The sequence below is a fragment of the Arthrobacter sp. Y3221087 genome, from assembly GCF_059089905.1.
This window is the reverse complement of sequence record NZ_JBNHFE010000001.1, coordinates 1,152,457-1,169,433: the sequence shown is the minus strand read 5'-3', so window position 1 is coordinate 1,169,433 and position 16,977 is coordinate 1,152,457. Positions and strand designations below refer to the sequence as shown.

Below are 16,977 nucleotides of genomic sequence, written 5' to 3'. Positions count from 1 at the left end.
GGAACTAGGCTTGCAGCCATGAATGTGTCCCACTCCGCTGCCGCTGCCGGCGCCTCCGCAACCGATGCCTTCACCACCGCCGAGGGAACCGCAGGGCTCAAGTCTGCCCGCCTCTATCTGTGTACTGACGCCCGCGCTGACCGCGGTGACTTCAGGGATTTCGTGGATGCCGCCTTCGCCGGCGGAGTGGACATTATCCAGCTCCGCGACAAGACCATCGAGGCTGCCGAGGAGCTGGAACTGCTGGCCGTCCTCAGGGAGGCTGCGCAGCGCCATGGCCGGCTGTGGGCAGTGAATGACCGCGCCGACGTCGCGGTGTTGTCCGGCGCGCCGGTGTTCCACATCGGGCAAAAGGACCTCCCCCTGCCCGCGGCACGCACCCTGCTGAACGGCAACGCCGCCATTGGACTCTCCAGCCACACCCCGGAACAGGTGGATGCCGCACTCGTTGCCGCCGCAGGGCCTGCCGGGTTGGACTATTTCTGCGTCGGGCCGGTCTGGGCCACCCCCACCAAACCGGGCCGGGCCGCCGTGGGACCGGAGCTGGTGAAATACGCTGCAGCAGCCGCGGCCAAAACCGGCAACGAGGTGCCGTGGTTCGCCATCGGCGGCATCGACCACTCCAATATCAGCGAGGTGGTGGAAGCGGGGGCCCGGAGGATTGTGGTGGTGCGGGCCATCACCGAAGCGGCGGATCCCGCCGCGGCGGCGGCCTCACTCCTGGCCGTTTTGGACGCTGCCGCGTCCTGACCTGCCGGCGGGCAACACGGCCCTGCCTTCTATCCCGCCAATGGCCTGCATATTCGGCGGTCTTCGGGCTAGGCTGATTTTCGTGTCACACCATCGGCTGGCTCCCAACGTCCATGAGCACAACAACGCGCTGGAAGAGGCCCTGGGCGCGCTGCGGACCGAGCTGGAGCTGCCCGGGCCATACCCGGAGCACGCGGTCCGGGACGCCGAAGCGGCCGTGGCCGCGCTGGAGCTTCCGTCCCACGACCTGACCGGGGTCGAATTCATCACCATCGATCCGGCCTCGTCCACGGACCTGGACCAGGCGCTCTTCATAGAGGCCGACGGCGGCGGCTACCACGTGCTGTACGCCATCGCCGACGTTCCGGCCTTCGTGAAGCCGGGCGGACCGCTGGACCAGGAAACGCGGCGCCGCGGGCAGACCTTCTACGCCCCCGACGGCCGAATTCCGCTGCATCCGGAGGTCATCAGCGAAGGGGCGGGGAGCCTGCTGCCTGGCCAGGAGTGTCCGGCCTTCGTCTGGGACTTCCGCCTGGACGGCAATGCCGAAGTCACCTCTGCCACAGTCAGACGGGCACGGATGCGCAGCCGCGCCAAGCTGAGCTACAAGGGCGCGCAGGCCCAACTGGACGCCGGCACCGCATCCCCGGTCCTGCAGCTGCTGAAAGAGGTTGGCCTCAAGCGCGTGGAGCTGGAACGCGCCCGTGACGGCGCCAGCCTGAACATGCCGGAGCAGGAGATCGTCCAGCTCCCCGACGGCGGTTACCGCATCGCCGCCGCGCCGCAGCTGCCCGTGGAGGACTGGAACGCCCAGATTTCGCTCATGACGGGCATGGCTGCCGCGCAGCTCATGCTGGACGGCAAGGTGGGCATCCTGCGGACCATGCCCGCGCCGGACGAACGCTCCCTGAACCACTTCAAACTCCAGACGGAGGTGCTGGGGAAACCGTGGGACGGCGAGGTCGGCTACGGCGAGTACCTGCGCAGCCTGGACCCCACCGAACCGCGGCAGCTGGCAATCATGCACTCGGCGGGGATGCTGTTCCGCGGAGCCTCATACACCGCTTTTGACGGCATCGTACCGGAGGCTGCTGTGCAGGCCGCCATCGGTGCGGCCTACGCGCACACCACCGCTCCCCTGCGCCGGCTGGTGGACCGCTTTGTGCTGGTGATCTGCGAGGCTCTCAGTAACGGCGGCAACGTTCCTGGCTGGGCGCGGCAGGCCCTGCCGTCGCTTCCCGAGATCATGGCCGGCTCGGACCAGCTGGCGTCCCGGATGGAGCGGATGGCGCTGGATACCGTGGAGGCCGCGCTGCTGGTCAACCATGTCGGCCAGGAGTTTGATGCCATCGTCATCTCCGGCTCGAAGCCCCAAAAGGACAACGGCAACGGCGGCAGCCCCCGCAATGGGAATGGGAAGAACGGAAACGGGAAGAACGGTAACGGCAACGGCGGTTCCGGCATCATCCAGATCGCCGAACCTGCTGTAACAGCCCGCTGCGCCGGCGACCTGGAGTCCGGCACCAAGGTCCGCGTCCGCCTGCTTTCCTCCGATATTGCCACCCGCGAGGTCCACTTCGAACTGGTCGGCTGACGCCCGTTGCGGGCCGGCTTCCCGCCCCGAAGGGTGCAAAAGCCGGGATTGCGGCCCTGTACGGCTAGACTGGAGAAGTAGAAATGGATGCCCGGTCGTTGATTTCCTTGATTTGAAACCAACAAGCCCGCCCCTACGCGATCTTGAGATTTGCCCGCTGGTCACCAGTGCCAGCATTAGATAGCCCGCGATCGGCTTCCACTGGAAATGCTTGTGCGCCCGAGCGTGCTCCGGACCGGCCTTGCGGCCGGCCCGTCGAGCAGGCAGCGCCAATGCCCAAATGAATAAGGAAACTCCCTGTGAGTGAATTGCATACCCACCAGCTTCTGACGGACGAGACCGGCACCGAGGTGATTGAGCCGGAAGAGACCATCATCTCGGACGAGAAGCCGCACGAAATCGCGGAGAAGTCCTTCTCCGACTACAACGTCCGTGAGGACATCGTCGAATCGCTGGCCGACGCCGGGATCACCCACCCCTTCCCCATCCAGGCCATGACCCTGCCGGTGGCACTGTCCGGGCACGACATCATTGGCCAAGCCAAGACCGGCACCGGCAAGACCCTCGGTTTCGGCATCCCCGCCCTGCAGCGCGTCATCGGCCAGGACGACCCCGGCTACGCCAAGCTGGCGGTCCCGGGTGCACCGCAGGCACTGGTGATTGTCCCCACCCGCGAACTGGCAGTCCAGGTGGCCAACGACCTGCAGACCGCATCCCGCAAGCGCAACGCCCGCATCGCCACTATCTACGGCGGCCGTGCCTACGAGCCGCAGGTGGAAGCGCTGAAGCAGGGCGTGGAGGTTGTGGTGGGCACCCCCGGGCGCCTGATCGACCTGTACAAGCAGAAGCACCTGAGCTTGAAGAACGTCAAGATCGTGGTCCTGGACGAGGCCGACGAGATGCTGGACCTCGGGTTCCTGCCCGATGTCGAGACCCTCATCGCCGCCACCCCGGCCGTCCGGCAGACGCTGCTGTTCTCCGCCACCATGCCCGGCCCGGTCATCGCCATGGCCCGGCGATACATGACACAGCCCACCCACATCCGCGCCGCCGATCCCGACGACGAGGGGCTGACCAAGCGCGATATCCGCCAGCTGATCTACCGCGCTCACAGCATGGACAAGACCGAAGTGGTGGCCCGCATTCTGCAGGCCAGAGGCCGCGGACGCACCATCATCTTCACCAAGACCAAGCGCACCGCCGCCAAGGTGGCAGAGGAACTGGTGGACCGCGGCTTCGCCGCCGCCGCCATCCACGGCGACCTGGGCCAGGGCGCCCGCGAACAGGCACTGCGCGCCTTCCGCAACAACAAGGTGGATGTCCTGGTGGCCACCGACGTCGCGGCCCGCGGCATCGACGTCGAAGACGTCACCCACGTCATCAATTACCAGTGCGTCGAAGACGAAAAGATCTACCTGCACCGGGTGGGCCGCACCGGCCGCGCCGGCAACAAAGGTACCGCGGTCACCTTCGTGGACTGGGACGACATGCCGCGCTGGGGACTGATCAACAAGGCCCTGGGGCTGAGCGTGCCCGAGCCGGTGGAGACGTACTCGTCCTCGCCCCACCTTTACACCGATCTGGACATTCCCGAAGGCACCAAGGGCCGGCTCCCGCGCGACAAGCGCACCCTTGCCGGTGTGGACGCCGAGGTCCTGGAGGACCTGGGCGAAACCGGGAAGAAGAACAGCCGCGGCGGCGGCCGCGGGGACGGCCGTGACCGTGCCGGGCGCGGACGCCAGGATTCCGGCAGCCGCGAAGATGGCCGTGGCGGCGAGCCCGCCGGCCGCTCCGGTGAGCGCCGGCGTCGTACGTCAGGCCCGGCGGCAGCCTCCGCGCCCGCCGGCGAAGCTGGACAGAACGACGGCGAGCAGCCCACGCGTGCCCGCCGCACCCGTACCCGCACCCGCCGCCGCAACGGCGAAGTGGTTGCCGGCACTGACAAGGGCGCACAGCCTGGCACCGAGGGCTAACTGCCCCGATGACTGACACTGTTTGGGCGCCGGACGGCGGCAGCCTGGTGGTGCACGCGGACAACGCGGAGTACCTCCCCACGCTGCCGGACGGCGCCTTCACACTGATTTATGTGGATCCGCCCTTCAACACCGGCAGGCCACAACGGCGGCAGGAAACCAGGATGGTGGCCAACGCCGAGGGCGGCGGCGACCGCGTGGGCTTCAAGGGCCGCTCCTACGACACCATCAAGGGTGCTTTGCACCGTTACGACGACGCGTTCAGCGACTACTGGTCCTTCCTGGAGCCGCGGCTCGTGGAGGCGTGGCGGCTGTTGGCGGAGGACGGAACGCTGTACCTGCACCTCGACTACCGCGAGGTCCACTACGCCAAGGTGATGCTGGATGCCATCTTCGGCCGGGAATGCTTCCTGAACGAGATCATCTGGGCTTATGACTACGGCGCCCGCGCCAAAAACCGCTGGCCCACCAAGCACGACAACATCCTTGTCTACGTCAAGAACCCCGCCAAGTACCACTTCGACAGTGCCGAGGTGGACAGGGAACCGTACATGGCTCCCGGCCTGGTCACCCCCGCCAAACGGGAACTGGGCAAGCTGCCCACGGACGTCTGGTGGCACACCATCGTCTCCCCCACTGGCAAGGAAAAAACCGGATACCCCACGCAGAAGCCGGAGGGCCTGGTCCGCCGCGTCGTCGCCGCTTCAAGCCGTCCCGGCGACTGGTGCCTGGACTTCTTCGCCGGCTCCGGAACCCTGGGCGCGGTGGCGGCCAAGCTGGGCCGCAAGTTCGTCTGCGTGGACCAGAACCAGCCCGCGGTGGACATCATGGCCAAACGGCTGGGCGCGCACGCCACGCTCGTCAGCCGGCAGCCCCGCTAAGCGTCAGGAACGGACGACGGCGGTCCCCGTACCCAGTTCCTCGATCCTGGCCAGGGCTTCCGGGGACGTGAGGTTCTCGCCCAACAGGTTGGGTTTGCCGGTGCCGTGGTAGTCGGAGGAACCGGTCACCAGCAGGTCGTGCTTCGCCGCCAGCCGCCGGAGGAAGGCCCGCCCTTCCTCCGCGTTGTCCCGGTGGTCGATCTCCAGGCCTGCCAGGCCGGCGTCGATCATCTCCAGGTAGGTGCGTTCCCCCACGGTCCTGCCGCGAGCGGTCGCCACCGGATGGGCAAACACCGGGACGCCGCCGGCGGCGCGGACGAGTTCGACGGCGGTGGCGGGGTCGGGCGCGTAGTGCTGGATGAAGTAGCGCGACCGCGAGGTGAGGATGGTGGCGAAGGCCTCGGAGCGGTCCTCCACCACACCGGCGGCCACGAGGGCGTCGGCGATGTGGGGACGGCCGAGGGTGGCGCCAGGCGCCACATGGTGGATGACGTCGTCCCAGGTGAGCGGATAGTCCTCGGCGAGGAGCGTGACCATCCGCTCGGCACGCGTGAGGCGGGCGTCCTTGGCCTTGGTGATTTCCTCCAGCAGGCCGGCGTGTGCGGGGTCGTGCAGGTAGCTCAGGAGGTGAACGCTGATGCCTTCAGCGGTCCGGCAGGACACTTCCATCCCGGGCACCAGGGCCACGCCATGCTCAACAGCCGCCGCGGATGCTTCCTCCCATCCGTCTGTGGAGTCGTGGTCAGTCAGTGCCACCACGTCCAGCCCGGCGCGCGCGGCGGAGGCCACCACGTCGGCGGGTTTCTCCGTGCCGTCGGAAACATTGGAGTGGGCATGCAGGTCAATCCTCACCTGTCCAGACTAGTAGACCCGGCGCCGCCCCCGGCGGAAGCCCGTTCGCATCGCCGCGGAGCTGGTGAGACGATGGTCCCGTGAACGATGCCGATAACACCCTGAACTCTGCTTCCCAGCCGCTGGAAGAGCGTGTCAACAACCGCTCGCAGCGGCCCAGTTCCGACGCCTTCAAGGCCTTCATGGCCAGCAACTGGGCACCGGCCAGCGAGGAGCTGCCGGACCGTGATGCTGTTGCTGCTTATGCCGCGACCCGCCGCAAGGCCATTTCCGCCAAGTTCAAGGGCGAACGCCTGGTGATCCCCGCGGGCCCGTTGAAGGTCCGCTCTAACGACTGCGACTACCGGTTCCGCCCGTATTCCGGTTTCGCCCACCTGACGGGCCTGGGCCTGGACCACGAGCCGGACGCCGTCCTGATCCTTGAGCCAGTTGAGGAGGGAAAGGGCGACGACGGCGGGCACCACAGTGCCACGCTCTACTTCCGTCCGTTGGCCGGCCGCGACACAGAGCAGTTCTATGCCGACGCGCGGTCCGGGGAATTTTGGATCGGCGCCCGGCCCACGCTGGCCGAGTTTGAGGCACGCCTGGGCCTGGCGACGGCCCATATCGACCAGCTGGAGACGGCCGTCACCAAGGATGTTGGCGCCCCGGAAATCGGCGGCATCTCCATCCGGCTGGTTCGCAAAGTGGATGAAGATATTGACGCGCTTGTGGACACCGCCCGGTACAACACCGCCAGGGATCCGGAAAACCTGGACCTGGGCGTGTTCGACGCCCTGGACGAAAAGCTCAGTGAGGCCCTCTCCGAGCTGCGCCTGCTCAAGGACGAGTGGGAGATCGAACAGATGAAGACTGCGGTGGCAGCCACCGTTGAAGGTTTCGAGGAAGTGGTGAAGTCACTGCCCCGCGCCCTTACCCATGCCCGGGGTGAACGGGTGGTGGAGGGAGCCTTCTTCGCCCGGGCACGCGAGGTGGGCAACGAACTGGGCTACGACACCATCGCGGCAGCCGGCAACAATGCCACCGTGCTGCACTGGACCCGCAACACCGGGAAGGTCCACGCCGGCGAACTGCTGCTGCTGGACGCGGGCGTGGAGGTGGATTCCCTGTACACAGCGGATATCACGCGCACGCTGCCGGCCGGCGGGGTTTTCAGCGACGTGCAGCGCAAGGTCTACCAGGCAGTGCTGGACGCCGCGGATGCAGGGTTCGCTGCGGCCCGGCCCGGCACCAAGTTCCGCGACATCCACACTGCCGCCACCACCGTGCTGGCCGAACGGCTGTCCGAGTGGGGCCTTCTGCCTGTCAGCGTGGAAGAGGCCATCAGCCCCGAAGGCCAGCAGCACCGGCGCTGGATGCCGCACGGCACCAGCCACCACCTGGGTCTGGACGTCCACGACTGTGCCCAGGCCAAGCGGGAACTCTACCTGGACGGCATCCTCACCGAAGGCATGGTGTTCACTATCGAACCCGGCCTGTACTTCAAGGCCGAAGACCTGGCGATCCCGGAGGAGTACCGCGGCATCGGTGTCCGGATCGAGGACGACATCCTGATGACCGCCGACGGCCCGGTCAACCTCAGCGCCGCCCTGCCCCGCAAGCCGGAGGACGTGGAGGACTGGATGGCCGGGATCTACCGCGAAGCGGAAAGCGGCCAGTAGTACCGATCAACAAAAGCGGGGCCACCCGGCGGGGACTGGATCAGTCCTTCACCGGGTGGCCCCGCTTCTTGCTAAAGGGACGGGCCTACTAGCGCGGATCCGCCGGCCGCTGCGGGCCCTCGACGCCCTGGCTGCCCTCGGTGCCCGGCAGGTTCTCACCCTGGGCTGTTTCGTCAGGGTGTCCGGACACGGGAGCGGTACCGGGCTCGGCGGCGGGAGCCTGGGGCAGCCGCACGCCGTACTGGGGCCGGCCATCCGGCAGGTCCGGGTAACGGACCGAACGCGCAGGCGCAGGGGCGGGCGTCTCCTCCTGGCGCGGGCCGCCGTCGTAATTCTGGCCGCCCTGCTGCTGGCCGCCGGGGTAGCCGCCGTTCTGCGCGGAAGACCCCGTGGACTGGCCGTACGGGTCCTGCCAGCCGGACGGGCGCGCAGGCCCCTGCCCCGGCTGCTGGTGGTGCTGGTCCTGCTGGTTGTAGTAGTCACGCTGCGTGTACGGTCCGCTGCCCGCTGCCGCATCGGAACGGGTCATCGGGAGCTGCTGCAGGAGCCGGCGGGCCTCATGGGCGGCCTCCGGCGAAACGATGACGTCGTAACTGGTGGCAACCACCTGGCTGGTGGACGTGAAGTCCCGTTTGCCGCGCTGCATGGCGTAGGTGACGATGCCAAACAGCATGAAGAACGCGGCGCCCATGAGCACGGAGGTAAGGATGGAGAAGTACCCCGGCGACGGCGCGAAGAAGGACAGCAGCACACCGACGAACAGGCCGAACCACATGCCGCTCAGCGCCCCCGAGAGAGCCACCCGGGGGTAGCTCAGGCGCCCTGTCACCCGTTCCACCATCTTCAGTTCATTGCCCACGATGGATACCATCTGAACGGGGAACTGCTGGTCGGCGAGGTAGTCCACCGCCTTCTGGGCATCCAGGTAAGAGGTGTAGGAGCCGACGGTGTCGCCGGTGGGAACGGCCCTGGCTTCGTCCATGCCGTTGGGGCCACCTGCCTTGGGAGCACCAAAAATGTTTGCCATACCCCCATTCTTGCCCATCACCATGGATGCTGCCTGGGAATTCAGCTAAAAGAGAGCAGACTCGGTAGCCTGTAGGAGTGAGCACAACACCTACCCGAGTCTTCGTTGCGCGCCTGCTTGGACTCGACGTCTTCGACCCGCTGGGTGACCGGCTGGGCCGGCTGCGCGATGTTGTTGTGCTGTCCCGCGGAACCCAGGGAGCCCCGCACGTGGTGGGCATCGTGGTGGAGGTTCCGGGAAAGAAGCGTGTGTTCGTTCCGATGACGCGCATTACCTCCATCGACCAAAGCCAAATCATCTGCACCGGCCTGGTGAACCTGCGGCGCTTTGAGCAGCGCGGCGCGGAAACGCTGGTGGTGGCCGAGATGTTCGACCGCCGCGTTACCCTGCGTGACGGCAGCGGCGATGCCACCATCGAAGACATCGCCATGGACCAGAGCCGTTCCGGTGACTGGTTCGTCAGCAAACTGTTCGTCCGGCGTGGACATTCGCTGTCCCCCCTCAGCCGGCTGCGCCGCAACGAGACCCTGATCATTGACTGGGCAGACGCGCTGCAGGGCCCGCGCACGGAGCCGCAGGCCGCCACCCAGTTCGTGGCAAACCACGAGGACCTCAAGCCCGCGGACTTCGCCGAGGCCCTGCAGGAAATGAGCGACAAACGCCGCTTCGAGGTGGCCAGCGAGCTCCAGGACGAGCGCCTGGCCGACGTCCTGCAGGAACTGCCGGAAGACGACCAGGTGGAGATCCTCTCCGCCCTGGACGTCCAGCGCGCGGCCGATGTGCTGGAAGAGATGGACCCGGATGACGCCGCCGACCTTCTAGGCGAGCTTCCCTCCGCGCAGGCGGAGGAGCTCCTGCAGCTGATGGAGCCGGAGGGCGCCGAGGACGTCCGGCGCCTGCTGGAATACGACGAGGACACCGCAGGCGGCCTGATGACGCCGGTGCCCGTCATCCTGCCACCGGAGGCCACCGTGGCAGAGGCGCTGGCCCACGTCCGCCGGGAGGAATTGTCTCCAGCCCTGGCCTCCTCCATCTTCATTTCCCGGCCGCCGCTGGAAACCCCCACCGGACGTTTCCTGGGCGTGGTGCATATCCAGCAGCTGCTTCGCTTTCCCCCGTACGAGCCCCTGGGAAACCTGGTGGACAAGAACCTGGAGCCTTTGTCCGACCAGGCACATATCAGCGAGGTGGCCCGGACCCTCGCAACCTACAACCTGAACTCCCTCCCGGTGGTCAATCACACCGGCCGCCTTGTGGGGGCGGTGACTGTTGATGACGTCCTTGATCATCTGTTGCCGGATGATTGGCGCGCCCATGATGGCGAAGCCCCGATAAGAAAGCTCGGTGGACGCATTGGCTGACAACAGCGCTCCAAAGAACCCCAACCAGAGGGTCCCCGGCCGGGGTGCGGCAAAGGGCGGCAGCCTGGATACGCCGCTGAGTGGGCGCCAGCGGATCCTGCCCAAGTTCTCCCCGGATCCGGACGCCTTCGGTCATGCCACCGAAGGTTTCGCCCGTTTCATGGGAACGCCGCAGTTCCTGGTGTACATGACGGTGTTCGTCGTCGTCTGGCTTGCCTGGAACACGTGGGCGCCCCTGGAGTGGCAGTTCGATTCCAAGGACCTCGGGTTCACCCTGCTGACCCTGATGCTGTCGCTGCAGGCGTCGTACGCGGCGCCGCTGCTGCTGCTGGCCCAGAACCGGCAGGACGACCGGGACCGGGTCTCCCTGCAGCAGGACCGCCAGCGTGCCGAACGCAACCTGTCCGACACCGAGTACCTCACCCGGGAACTGGCGTCGCTGCGGATCGCACTGCGTGAGGTGGCCACCCGCGACTACGTCCGGGCCGAGCTGCGGTCGCTGCTCGAAGACATCCTGGACGCGCAGGAAGAACTGCGCAGCCACGACCAGACGGGCCCAGGCAGCCACGAGTCCCCGAAGGACAAGCTGCGGGAGCAGCGCGACCGGCAGCGCAATCCCAGGACGCAGCAGATCCCCAGGATCAAACCCGGCCACTCCAACCAGGACCGTTAATGAATGAACGTACCGCCAGCCCCGGGTTGGCCGAAGCAGTCACGGCTGCGCTTTCCACCGTCATCGACCCCGAGTTGAGGCGTCCCATCACGGAACTGGGAATGGTGGACTCAGTGAAGGTCTCCGACGACGGCCGGGTCAGCCTGACCGTCCTGCTCACGATTGCCGGCTGCCCCCTCAGGGATACCATCACCGCCGACTCCGAAAAGGCGCTGGGTGCTGTAGCGGGTGTCACCGCCGTCGACGTGGACCTGAAAGTCATGGACCAGGCGCAGCGGGACGCACTGAAGGAAAAGCTCCGCGGCGCCGGCGGTCAGCGTGGCATCCCTTTCAACCAGCCCGAGTCCCTCACCAAGGTCTTCGCCGTGGCAAGCGGAAAAGGCGGTGTGGGGAAGTCCTCGGTCACTGTGAACCTTGCCTGTGCCATGGCCGCGCAGGGCCTGCGGGTGGGCATCGTGGACGCGGATGTCTACGGCTTTTCCGTTCCTGCACTGATGGGAATCAGCCAGGCGCCCACGCGCGTGGACGACCTGATCCTGCCGCCAGTCGCCTACGGCGTGAAGGTGATCTCCATCGGCATGTTCGTCACCGGCAACCAGCCCGTGGCCTGGCGCGGGCCCATGCTGCACCGCGCCCTGGAGCAGTTCCTCACGGACGTCTACTTCGGCGACCTGGATGCGCTGTTCCTCGACCTTCCGCCGGGCACCGGGGACATCGCCATTTCGGTGGCCCAGCTGCTGCCCAAGGCCGAGATCCTGGTGGTCACCACTCCCCAGGCCGCTGCAGCGGACGTCGCGGAACGCGCCGGCGCCATCGCCACCCAGACGGGCCAAAAGGTGGCGGGCGTCATCGAAAACATGTCCTACCTGGAGATGCCCGACGGCGGCCGGATGGAATTGTTCGGAAGCGGCGGCGGCGCGGTCCTCACCGAAAGGCTGACGGCCACCGTGGGTGCGGAGGTGCCGCTGCTCGGACAGATTCCCCTGGACATCCAGCTCCGTGAAGGCGGCGACACCGGTGTTCCGATCGTTATCGGCCAGCCCGGAACTCCTGCGGCTGCTGCACTGTCAGGGATCGCGAGCCGGCTGGCATCGGTGCCGCGAGGCCTGGCAGGCATGAAACTGGGGCTTCAGCCGCGCTGACCGGCTCGACGGTCCCTGGCCCTGGCAGGGGCAGCGCGCGGGTGGATTCCTAGGTGGCTTCGGTATCGTACGGCGCAGCTTCGCCTGCGGGGAGGGACTGCACCACTCGCTGCGGCCGTGCCAGAGCCCCATCCACGGCCGCAACGGCGGCCGCCCCGGAGACAGCGGCCACTGCGGCGGGTGCTCCTGGGCTGACGGGTTTGGAATCGTCCTCGAGCAGCGCTTCCTTGATGATGCGCCGGGGATCGTACTGGCGGGGATCGTACTTCTTCCAGTCGACATCGTCGATGTCGATGCCCACTTCTTCCTTGATCTGCTCGCGGGCGCCGGACGCCATGCGGCGGACTTCCTTTACCAGGTTCGCCAGTTTCTGGGTGTATTCGGGCAGCCTTTGGGGGCCGATCACCAGGATGCCGATGAGCAGCAGAAGAAAAAACTCCGGGCCGTTGATTCCAAACACTTTAGGAAGATTACCCTCTCCGGGCTGCCGGTGACGATTTCCGTCCCGCGGGTACGGGCCATGCCTGTGTCACCGGGTAAAGAGGGCCACGATGTTGTTGATCCCGCGCTGCATCCGGGCGCCCAGGGGCTCCTCCGGCCCGGACCCGTCCGGGCCGTGGGCCGCGGCGGCCACCCCGGCAGTGGACTGGCTGGCCAACCGCTGCAGGATCGGCACGGCGTCGTCCGCCTGGTCTGCCGGAAGGTTGGACTCGTATGTGAAGGTGCGGGCGGGTGTCCTGTAGGTGGCCGTCCACGGGGAGGTCCCGCCCAGCTGCAGCGGGCTGTCCAGCTGGGCGGATACAGCCTGGCCCTGCGTGCCGGTAGCGTGCTGCTCGGTGACGGTGGCGTAGTGCGATCCGTCGGTGAGTCGAAGTGACACAGCGGGCTGGCCGTCGACGACCACGGCCCTGGCCGATTCGAGCTGGAAACCCATTGCCTCCAGTTCCGGGCAGGCCCAGCCTTCGGTGCGCAACCTGCCGAGCTGTTCCTCCGTGAGCGTACGGCCATCCGCGGGGGTCTGCGAGGAGACCTGGGAAAGCGCCGCCGAGGTAGCTGCCCCTGCTGCGGTTTCAGGGTCACCGGCGGCAGCAAAGGCGCCCACGGCGAGGACGCCGGCGGCGGCGACGGTGCTTCCGGCCGTCACGGCCAGCATCCGGACTGCCGTCCGGGGCGGAGGAACGTGCGCGGCGGCAGGCAGTGGCTCTGCAGCCAGCACCGATGTGCGGGCCAGCAGGCGCGCCGTCAGGTCCTCGCTGGCCGGGGGGATGGGTGCCTGGCGCAGCCGCTCCAGGTACTGGCGTTCGCGGCGCATGGCCGAGGCACACTCCTGGCACTCCGAAAGATGGCCGGGGGTTCTCTGGTGCCTGCCGCCGAGGGGGAAACGGGACCTCATGCGCCGATCAGAGGATGCCCGCTATGCGCGGCATGGAAAGCTTGCGCCGCGTCTGCTGCGGACGCGGGTCCCGGTGGGCAAGCTTTTCCCGCAGCATGGTGCGGCCGCGGTGGATGCGGGACCGGACGGTTCCGAGCTTCACGCCGAGCGCCTCCGCCACCTCGTCGTAAGAGAGCCCCTCCAGGTCGCACAGGACCACGGCGGCCCGGAAGTCCGGCGGCAGTTCTTCCAGCGCGGCCTGGACGTCCAGGTCCAGGTTGTTCAGCTCAAAGCTCTGCTCCGGTCCCGGCTCTCGCCCCGGCAGGCGCGACTCCGCGTCCTCGGCCAGCGCATCGAACCGGATGCGGGTCTTGCGCCGCGCCTGGTCGAGGAACAGGTTGGTGGTGATGCGGTGCAGCCAGCCGTCGAGTGTTCCAGGCTTGAAGTTGTCCAGCGACCGGAACACACGGACGAACACCTCCTGGGTGAGGTCTTCGGCGTCGAACTTGTTGCCGGTCAGGCGGTAGGCAAGCCGGTACACTTTGGCCGAGTGGTTGGTGACTACCTCTTCCCAGGTGGGACGGACCCACTCGGTGTCGGGATTGTTTGTTGCAGGGACAGGTGCCACAACTGAAGATGACATCGTCCACTCCCCTCGTGGAATGCTAACGCCCGGATACTGTTGACATCACTGATTCGGCGCCGATCACCTTTTGGATGAGCGGATAATAATCATTTCAAACTTGGCTGGGAATTTCCTGACTGCCGGACATTTCAGCCGTGGGCGCAACAGCCCGGTTCCACTGCCGTTTCGCCGGGACACAGTAGGCTGTAGGAGACATTCCCCCCTTCCGCCCAGAAAGCGAATATTCATGAGCGCCGACAAGTCCATCAGCTGGTCCTATGCAGAAGATCTGCCCGCTGAGGATGAGGTCATGCTTCGGGCACGGGAGCGCTCCTTCGAACTGGGGGTCACTGCCATCGGGCCGGGAGTCGGTGCTGTCCTCACCGTCCTCGCTGCCGCCTCCAAGGCGCAGACCGCCGTCGAAATCGGCACCGGCGCAGGGGTGTCCGGCGTATGCCTCCTTCGCGGGCTGGGGCCGCAGGCAGTCCTTACCACCATCGACGTCGACGTCGAACACCTCAAGGCTGCCCGTGAGGCTTTCACTGAGGCCGGCAGCCCCGCCAACCGCACCCGGACCATTTCGGGCCGCGCCGGTGACGTGCTGCCGCGGCTGACGGACGCGGCCTACGACCTGGTGTTCATTGACGCGGACAAGCCGGGCCTGCCCGGATACGTGGAGCAGGCCATCCGGCTCCTGAAGCGGTCCGGACTGCTGATCATCAACGATGCGCTGGACAAGGACAAAGTGGCGAATCCGGCCGGACGTGAGGCAACCACGGTGGTCCTCCGGCAGGTGGGCAAGGCCATCCGCGATGACGAACGGCTGGCCTCGGCAATGCTTCCCACCGGAGACGGCCTGCTGGTGGCCGTCAAGAAATAGCGTCCGGGGCAGACCCAAAGGAAAGGACAGGGTCCGCAGCCCGGAGCTGCGGACCCTGTCCGGCACGATTATTCGGTAACGCCTACCAGGCATTCCTTGAGGTTTGCCGCTTCGGCAGCGTTCAGTTCGACCACAAGGCGCCCGCCGCCTTCGAGCGGGACGCGCATGATCAGGCTGCGGCCCTCCTTGGTGACTTCCATTGGGCCGTCGCCGGTGCGTGGTTTCATCGCCGCCATGAGGAATTCCCCTCCAATTTGTCCCAGGACTGATCAGCCCGGGCGGGCTGTGTCCGCATGTCGATCAAGCCGCTATGGCGGGTTGCTTTTACCGCCAAGGCTGCGCGTATTCTGAATGCTTTTTGTCCTTGCTTACTTATCATTATCGCGGAATTACCCGCACGTAGCTAATCGATGGACATTTTCGGCATGCCTATATTCCCGTCCTGACCTGCAGGGAGTTTCCGGAACTAGGGCGGGTAGTCGCCGCCGCCCGGCAATGGCGCCCAGGCCCACAGCCAGACGATCCACACGATCTGGAGCAGCAGGAACATGGTGACCACCGTGCCCCGGTAGGCCCTTGACCTGGACAGCAGCACAGCCCCGAGCGCCAGCGGAAACAGCGGAAGCAGCATGCGGAAGGTACTGGTTTGGGGATGCAGGAATGCCAGAAGGTAGCCCATGTAGCAGGCGCACCACAGCCGGAGTTCGACGCCGAGGCGCACCACGGGCGGAAGGAACAGCATCAGCCCGAACAGGGCAACGAAAACAAACGGCGCCAGGAGCCCCAGCACAGGACCGAAAAGGTCGACGCCGGTATCGAACCACGGCTTGAACGGCACCAGGTCGTGTCCCCGCCAGGCCGTTTCGGTCTTGGTGTAGGCCCCGAAGTCGCCGGTCGCGGCCCACGCCGTTGCCGGCCAGGCCAGGGCCGCCACTCCTGCAACGGCCGTCAGGACAGCCAGCGCCGCCAGGTCCCCCGCGGAGTGCGCTTCCCCTGCACTTCCGGGCGAATTCGGTCCGCGGAAACGCCCGGGGAGGGGAAACCGCTGCAGGAACCGGAAGCACAGTACCAGCCCAAGCATGAGCGCGAAGGGAACGCCCACGGGACGCGACAGGCAGAGCAGCACCACCACCGGAACCGCCCACAGGTACTGCCGGCGCACCACCAGCAGCAAGGCGCCCGCCAGGAGCAGCAGGGACAGCGACTCCGCGTACGGCACCTGCAGCACTGCCGATACCGGGAACGTGGCGAAGAAGGCAACACCCCACAGCGCAGCCGCGTGGGGGGCCCTGTGGCGGAACAGGGTGTAGACCAGCAGTGCCGCTCCCCAGCCGGCCAGCATGGCAATGACGGTGAGCGAGGCAGCCGGGCTCAGTCCCGTGAGGCGCCCCAACCCTCCTGCGAGTGCGGGAAACAGGGGGTAGAAAGCCCAGGCATTTTGCTGCACATCGCCTGTGGTGTCTGTGGGAAGGACCGACGGATAGCCGTTGGCGATCACCTCGCCATACCACCGGGCGTCCCAGATGTTGATGAAGTTCCAGTAGTCCGGCTTGGCCGCGAACCAGGGGTTGGGCCCCTGGTGGAGTGCGGCCGCCATGAAGATGCAGGCGCTGGCCAGCCTGGCACTGACGTAGATGGCAGACACCTGGGCCCACCAGGGCCAGCTGCGCATGGCTGCTCCGGCCCGGCCCGCGAGCGCGTGGGCGGAAGAAGCGATGCCCGTCCTGCGCCGCGCCACGGTACTCACAGGCTGCCCTCCCCGGAAGTGGCCTTCCCGCCGTCGGGCGCTCCGGCGGACCCGCCGTCGTCCAGTCCCCCGTCGCCGACGGGAGGCTGCTCATACGCCTGCAACCGGGCGCGCAGCTCCTCCACCTCCTGCTGCCTGGCTGCCAGCTGGTCGCGGAGTTCGTCGAGGACCTGGTCCACCTGGTCCATCCGGTAGCCGCGGAGGCCCAGCGAGAAGCGGACGCGGTCCACATCCTCGGGGGCGGCACCGGCCGGCAAAAGCACCGGGGGAAGGTTGGCCGGCGGCTGCTCGAACCCGCCGTCCAGCAGCACCGGCAACGGCCGGCCGCCGGCACCCCTGGCACGGCGCCCCAGGCTGGCCCAGGCAACAGCCCCCACCAGCACAATGGCAAGGAAAACCAGAAAGAAGCTCACTGTTCCATCGTGCCAGACCGGGCCCG

17 protein-coding genes are annotated in these 16,977 nt (G+C 67.0%); 9 read left to right on the top strand and 8 right to left on the bottom strand.

Going from position 1 to position 16,977, the window contains the following annotated elements:
* The first annotated feature begins 18 nt into the window (after positions 1–18).
* The 4 genes from thiE (at position 19) to AC5RUO_RS05575 (ending at position 5,198) form a co-directional block, all read left to right on the top strand.
* Positions 19–750 carry a thiamine phosphate synthase gene (gene thiE / locus AC5RUO_RS05590; protein ID WP_494103006.1) on the top strand — a complete coding sequence of 244 codons (732 nt, stop codon included), beginning with the start codon at positions 19–21 and terminating at the stop codon, positions 748–750.
* A gap of 82 nt (positions 751–832) precedes the next feature.
* Positions 833–2,344 (top strand): RNB domain-containing ribonuclease, encoded by a 1,512-nt coding sequence (locus tag AC5RUO_RS05585; RefSeq protein WP_494103005.1) that lies wholly within the window; start codon positions 833–835, stop codon positions 2,342–2,344.
* A gap of 299 nt (positions 2,345–2,643) precedes the next feature.
* On the top strand, positions 2,644–4,317 hold the full coding sequence (locus AC5RUO_RS05580) for a DEAD/DEAH box helicase (protein WP_494008797.1): 1,674 nt from the start codon (positions 2,644–2,646) through the stop codon (positions 4,315–4,317).
* Between the two features lie 8 nt (positions 4,318–4,325).
* Positions 4,326–5,198 carry a DNA-methyltransferase gene (locus tag AC5RUO_RS05575; RefSeq protein WP_494008798.1) on the top strand — a complete coding sequence of 291 codons (873 nt, stop codon included), beginning with the start codon at positions 4,326–4,328 and terminating at the stop codon, positions 5,196–5,198.
* Positions 5,199–5,201: 3 nt separating this feature from the next.
* On the opposite strand, the gene AC5RUO_RS05570 is transcribed toward AC5RUO_RS05575, so the two are convergent.
* The gene (locus AC5RUO_RS05570) at positions 5,202–6,050 is read right to left on the bottom strand and encodes a PHP domain-containing protein (protein ID WP_494008799.1); all 849 of its coding nucleotides are present in this window, start codon (positions 6,048–6,050) and stop codon (positions 5,202–5,204) included.
* An 80-nt stretch (positions 6,051–6,130) separates the two neighbouring features.
* Here AC5RUO_RS05570 and AC5RUO_RS05565 point away from each other — a divergent pair, with 80 nt between their 5' ends.
* Positions 6,131–7,711: an aminopeptidase P family protein gene (locus AC5RUO_RS05565; protein ID WP_494103004.1), complete on the top strand. Its 1,581-nt coding sequence runs from the start codon at positions 6,131–6,133 to the stop codon at positions 7,709–7,711.
* Between the two features lie 88 nt (positions 7,712–7,799).
* Here AC5RUO_RS05565 and AC5RUO_RS05560 read toward each other — a convergent pair whose 3' ends face one another.
* Complete coding sequence (locus tag AC5RUO_RS05560) at positions 7,800–8,738, bottom strand: YflT domain-containing protein (RefSeq protein ID WP_494103003.1); 939 nt, start codon at positions 8,736–8,738, stop codon at positions 7,800–7,802.
* Positions 8,739–8,815: 77 nt separating this feature from the next.
* Here AC5RUO_RS05560 and AC5RUO_RS05555 point away from each other — a divergent pair, with 77 nt between their 5' ends.
* Genes AC5RUO_RS05555 through AC5RUO_RS05545 form a run of 3 tightly spaced genes read left to right on the top strand, consistent with a single transcriptional unit; the run spans position 8,816 to position 11,914 of the window.
* The gene (locus tag AC5RUO_RS05555; protein WP_494008802.1) at positions 8,816–10,099 is read left to right on the top strand and encodes a magnesium transporter MgtE N-terminal domain-containing protein; all 1,284 of its coding nucleotides are present in this window, start codon (positions 8,816–8,818) and stop codon (positions 10,097–10,099) included.
* Positions 10,083–10,772 carry a DUF1003 domain-containing protein gene (locus AC5RUO_RS05550; RefSeq protein WP_494103002.1) on the top strand — a complete coding sequence of 230 codons (690 nt, stop codon included), beginning with the start codon at positions 10,083–10,085 and terminating at the stop codon, positions 10,770–10,772. Before AC5RUO_RS05555 ends, AC5RUO_RS05550 begins: the two co-directional genes overlap by 17 nt.
* On the top strand, positions 10,772–11,914 hold the full coding sequence (locus tag AC5RUO_RS05545; RefSeq protein ID WP_494008804.1) for an Mrp/NBP35 family ATP-binding protein: 1,143 nt from the start codon (positions 10,772–10,774) through the stop codon (positions 11,912–11,914). Before AC5RUO_RS05550 ends, AC5RUO_RS05545 begins: the two co-directional genes overlap by 1 nt.
* Positions 11,915–11,963: 49 nt before the next feature.
* Here the strand turns inward: AC5RUO_RS05545 and AC5RUO_RS05540 are convergent, their stop codons facing one another.
* The 3 genes from AC5RUO_RS05540 to sigE form a co-directional block, all read right to left on the bottom strand.
* Positions 11,964–12,374, bottom strand: a complete 411-nt coding sequence (locus tag AC5RUO_RS05540; protein ID WP_494008805.1) for a twin-arginine translocase TatA/TatE family subunit — start codon at positions 12,372–12,374, stop codon at positions 11,964–11,966.
* A 69-nt stretch (positions 12,375–12,443) separates the two neighbouring features.
* Positions 12,444–13,226, bottom strand: coding sequence for an anti-sigma factor (locus tag AC5RUO_RS05535; protein ID WP_494103001.1), 783 nt, complete (start codon positions 13,224–13,226; stop codon positions 12,444–12,446).
* Positions 13,227–13,314: 88 nt separating this feature from the next.
* On the bottom strand, positions 13,315–13,929 hold the full coding sequence (gene sigE / locus AC5RUO_RS05530) for an RNA polymerase sigma factor SigE (RefSeq protein WP_494008807.1): 615 nt from the start codon (positions 13,927–13,929) through the stop codon (positions 13,315–13,317).
* A gap of 229 nt (positions 13,930–14,158) precedes the next feature.
* Between sigE and AC5RUO_RS05525 the strand changes: the two genes are divergently transcribed.
* Positions 14,159–14,791 (top strand): O-methyltransferase, encoded by a 633-nt coding sequence (locus AC5RUO_RS05525; protein WP_494008808.1) that lies wholly within the window; start codon positions 14,159–14,161, stop codon positions 14,789–14,791.
* A 68-nt stretch (positions 14,792–14,859) separates the two neighbouring features.
* Here the strand turns inward: AC5RUO_RS05525 and AC5RUO_RS05520 are convergent, their stop codons facing one another.
* The 3 genes from AC5RUO_RS05520 to AC5RUO_RS05510 all read right to left on the bottom strand — a co-directional run bounded on the left by AC5RUO_RS05520 (position 14,860) and on the right by AC5RUO_RS05510 (position 16,951).
* Complete coding sequence (locus AC5RUO_RS05520) at positions 14,860–15,027, bottom strand: DUF3117 domain-containing protein (RefSeq protein ID WP_009357720.1); 168 nt, start codon at positions 15,025–15,027, stop codon at positions 14,860–14,862.
* 230 nt (positions 15,028–15,257) lie between these two features.
* The gene (locus AC5RUO_RS05515; protein ID WP_494008809.1) at positions 15,258–16,538 is read right to left on the bottom strand and encodes a hypothetical protein; all 1,281 of its coding nucleotides are present in this window, start codon (positions 16,536–16,538) and stop codon (positions 15,258–15,260) included.
* Positions 16,535–16,951 (bottom strand): DivIVA domain-containing protein, encoded by a 417-nt coding sequence (locus AC5RUO_RS05510; protein WP_494008810.1) that lies wholly within the window; start codon positions 16,949–16,951, stop codon positions 16,535–16,537. Before AC5RUO_RS05510 ends, AC5RUO_RS05515 begins: the two co-directional genes overlap by 4 nt.
* Between the last annotated feature and the right edge of the window lie 26 nt (positions 16,952–16,977).

Excerpts from the sequence above, each read along its gene's own strand:
- AC5RUO_RS05575 (WP_494008798.1), top strand. The coding sequence starts at position 4,326 with ATGACTGACACTGTTTGGGCGCCGGACGGCGGCAGCCTGGTGGTGCAC.
- AC5RUO_RS05535 (WP_494103001.1), bottom strand. The coding sequence starts at position 13,226 with ATGCGCCGCGAACGCCAGTACCTGGAGCGGCTGCGCCAGGCACCCATC.
- AC5RUO_RS05560 (WP_494103003.1), bottom strand. The coding sequence starts at position 8,738 with ATGGCAAACATTTTTGGTGCTCCCAAGGCAGGTGGCCCCAACGGCATG.
- AC5RUO_RS05520 (WP_009357720.1), bottom strand. The coding sequence starts at position 15,027 with ATGGCGGCGATGAAACCACGCACCGGCGACGGCCCAATGGAAGTCACC.
- AC5RUO_RS05525 (WP_494008808.1), top strand. The coding sequence starts at position 14,159 with ATGAGCGCCGACAAGTCCATCAGCTGGTCCTATGCAGAAGATCTGCCC.
- AC5RUO_RS05545 (WP_494008804.1), top strand. The coding sequence starts at position 10,772 with ATGAATGAACGTACCGCCAGCCCCGGGTTGGCCGAAGCAGTCACGGCT.
- thiE (WP_494103006.1), top strand. The coding sequence starts at position 19 with ATGAATGTGTCCCACTCCGCTGCCGCTGCCGGCGCCTCCGCAACCGAT.
- sigE (WP_494008807.1), bottom strand. The coding sequence starts at position 13,929 with ATGTCATCTTCAGTTGTGGCACCTGTCCCTGCAACAAACAATCCCGAC.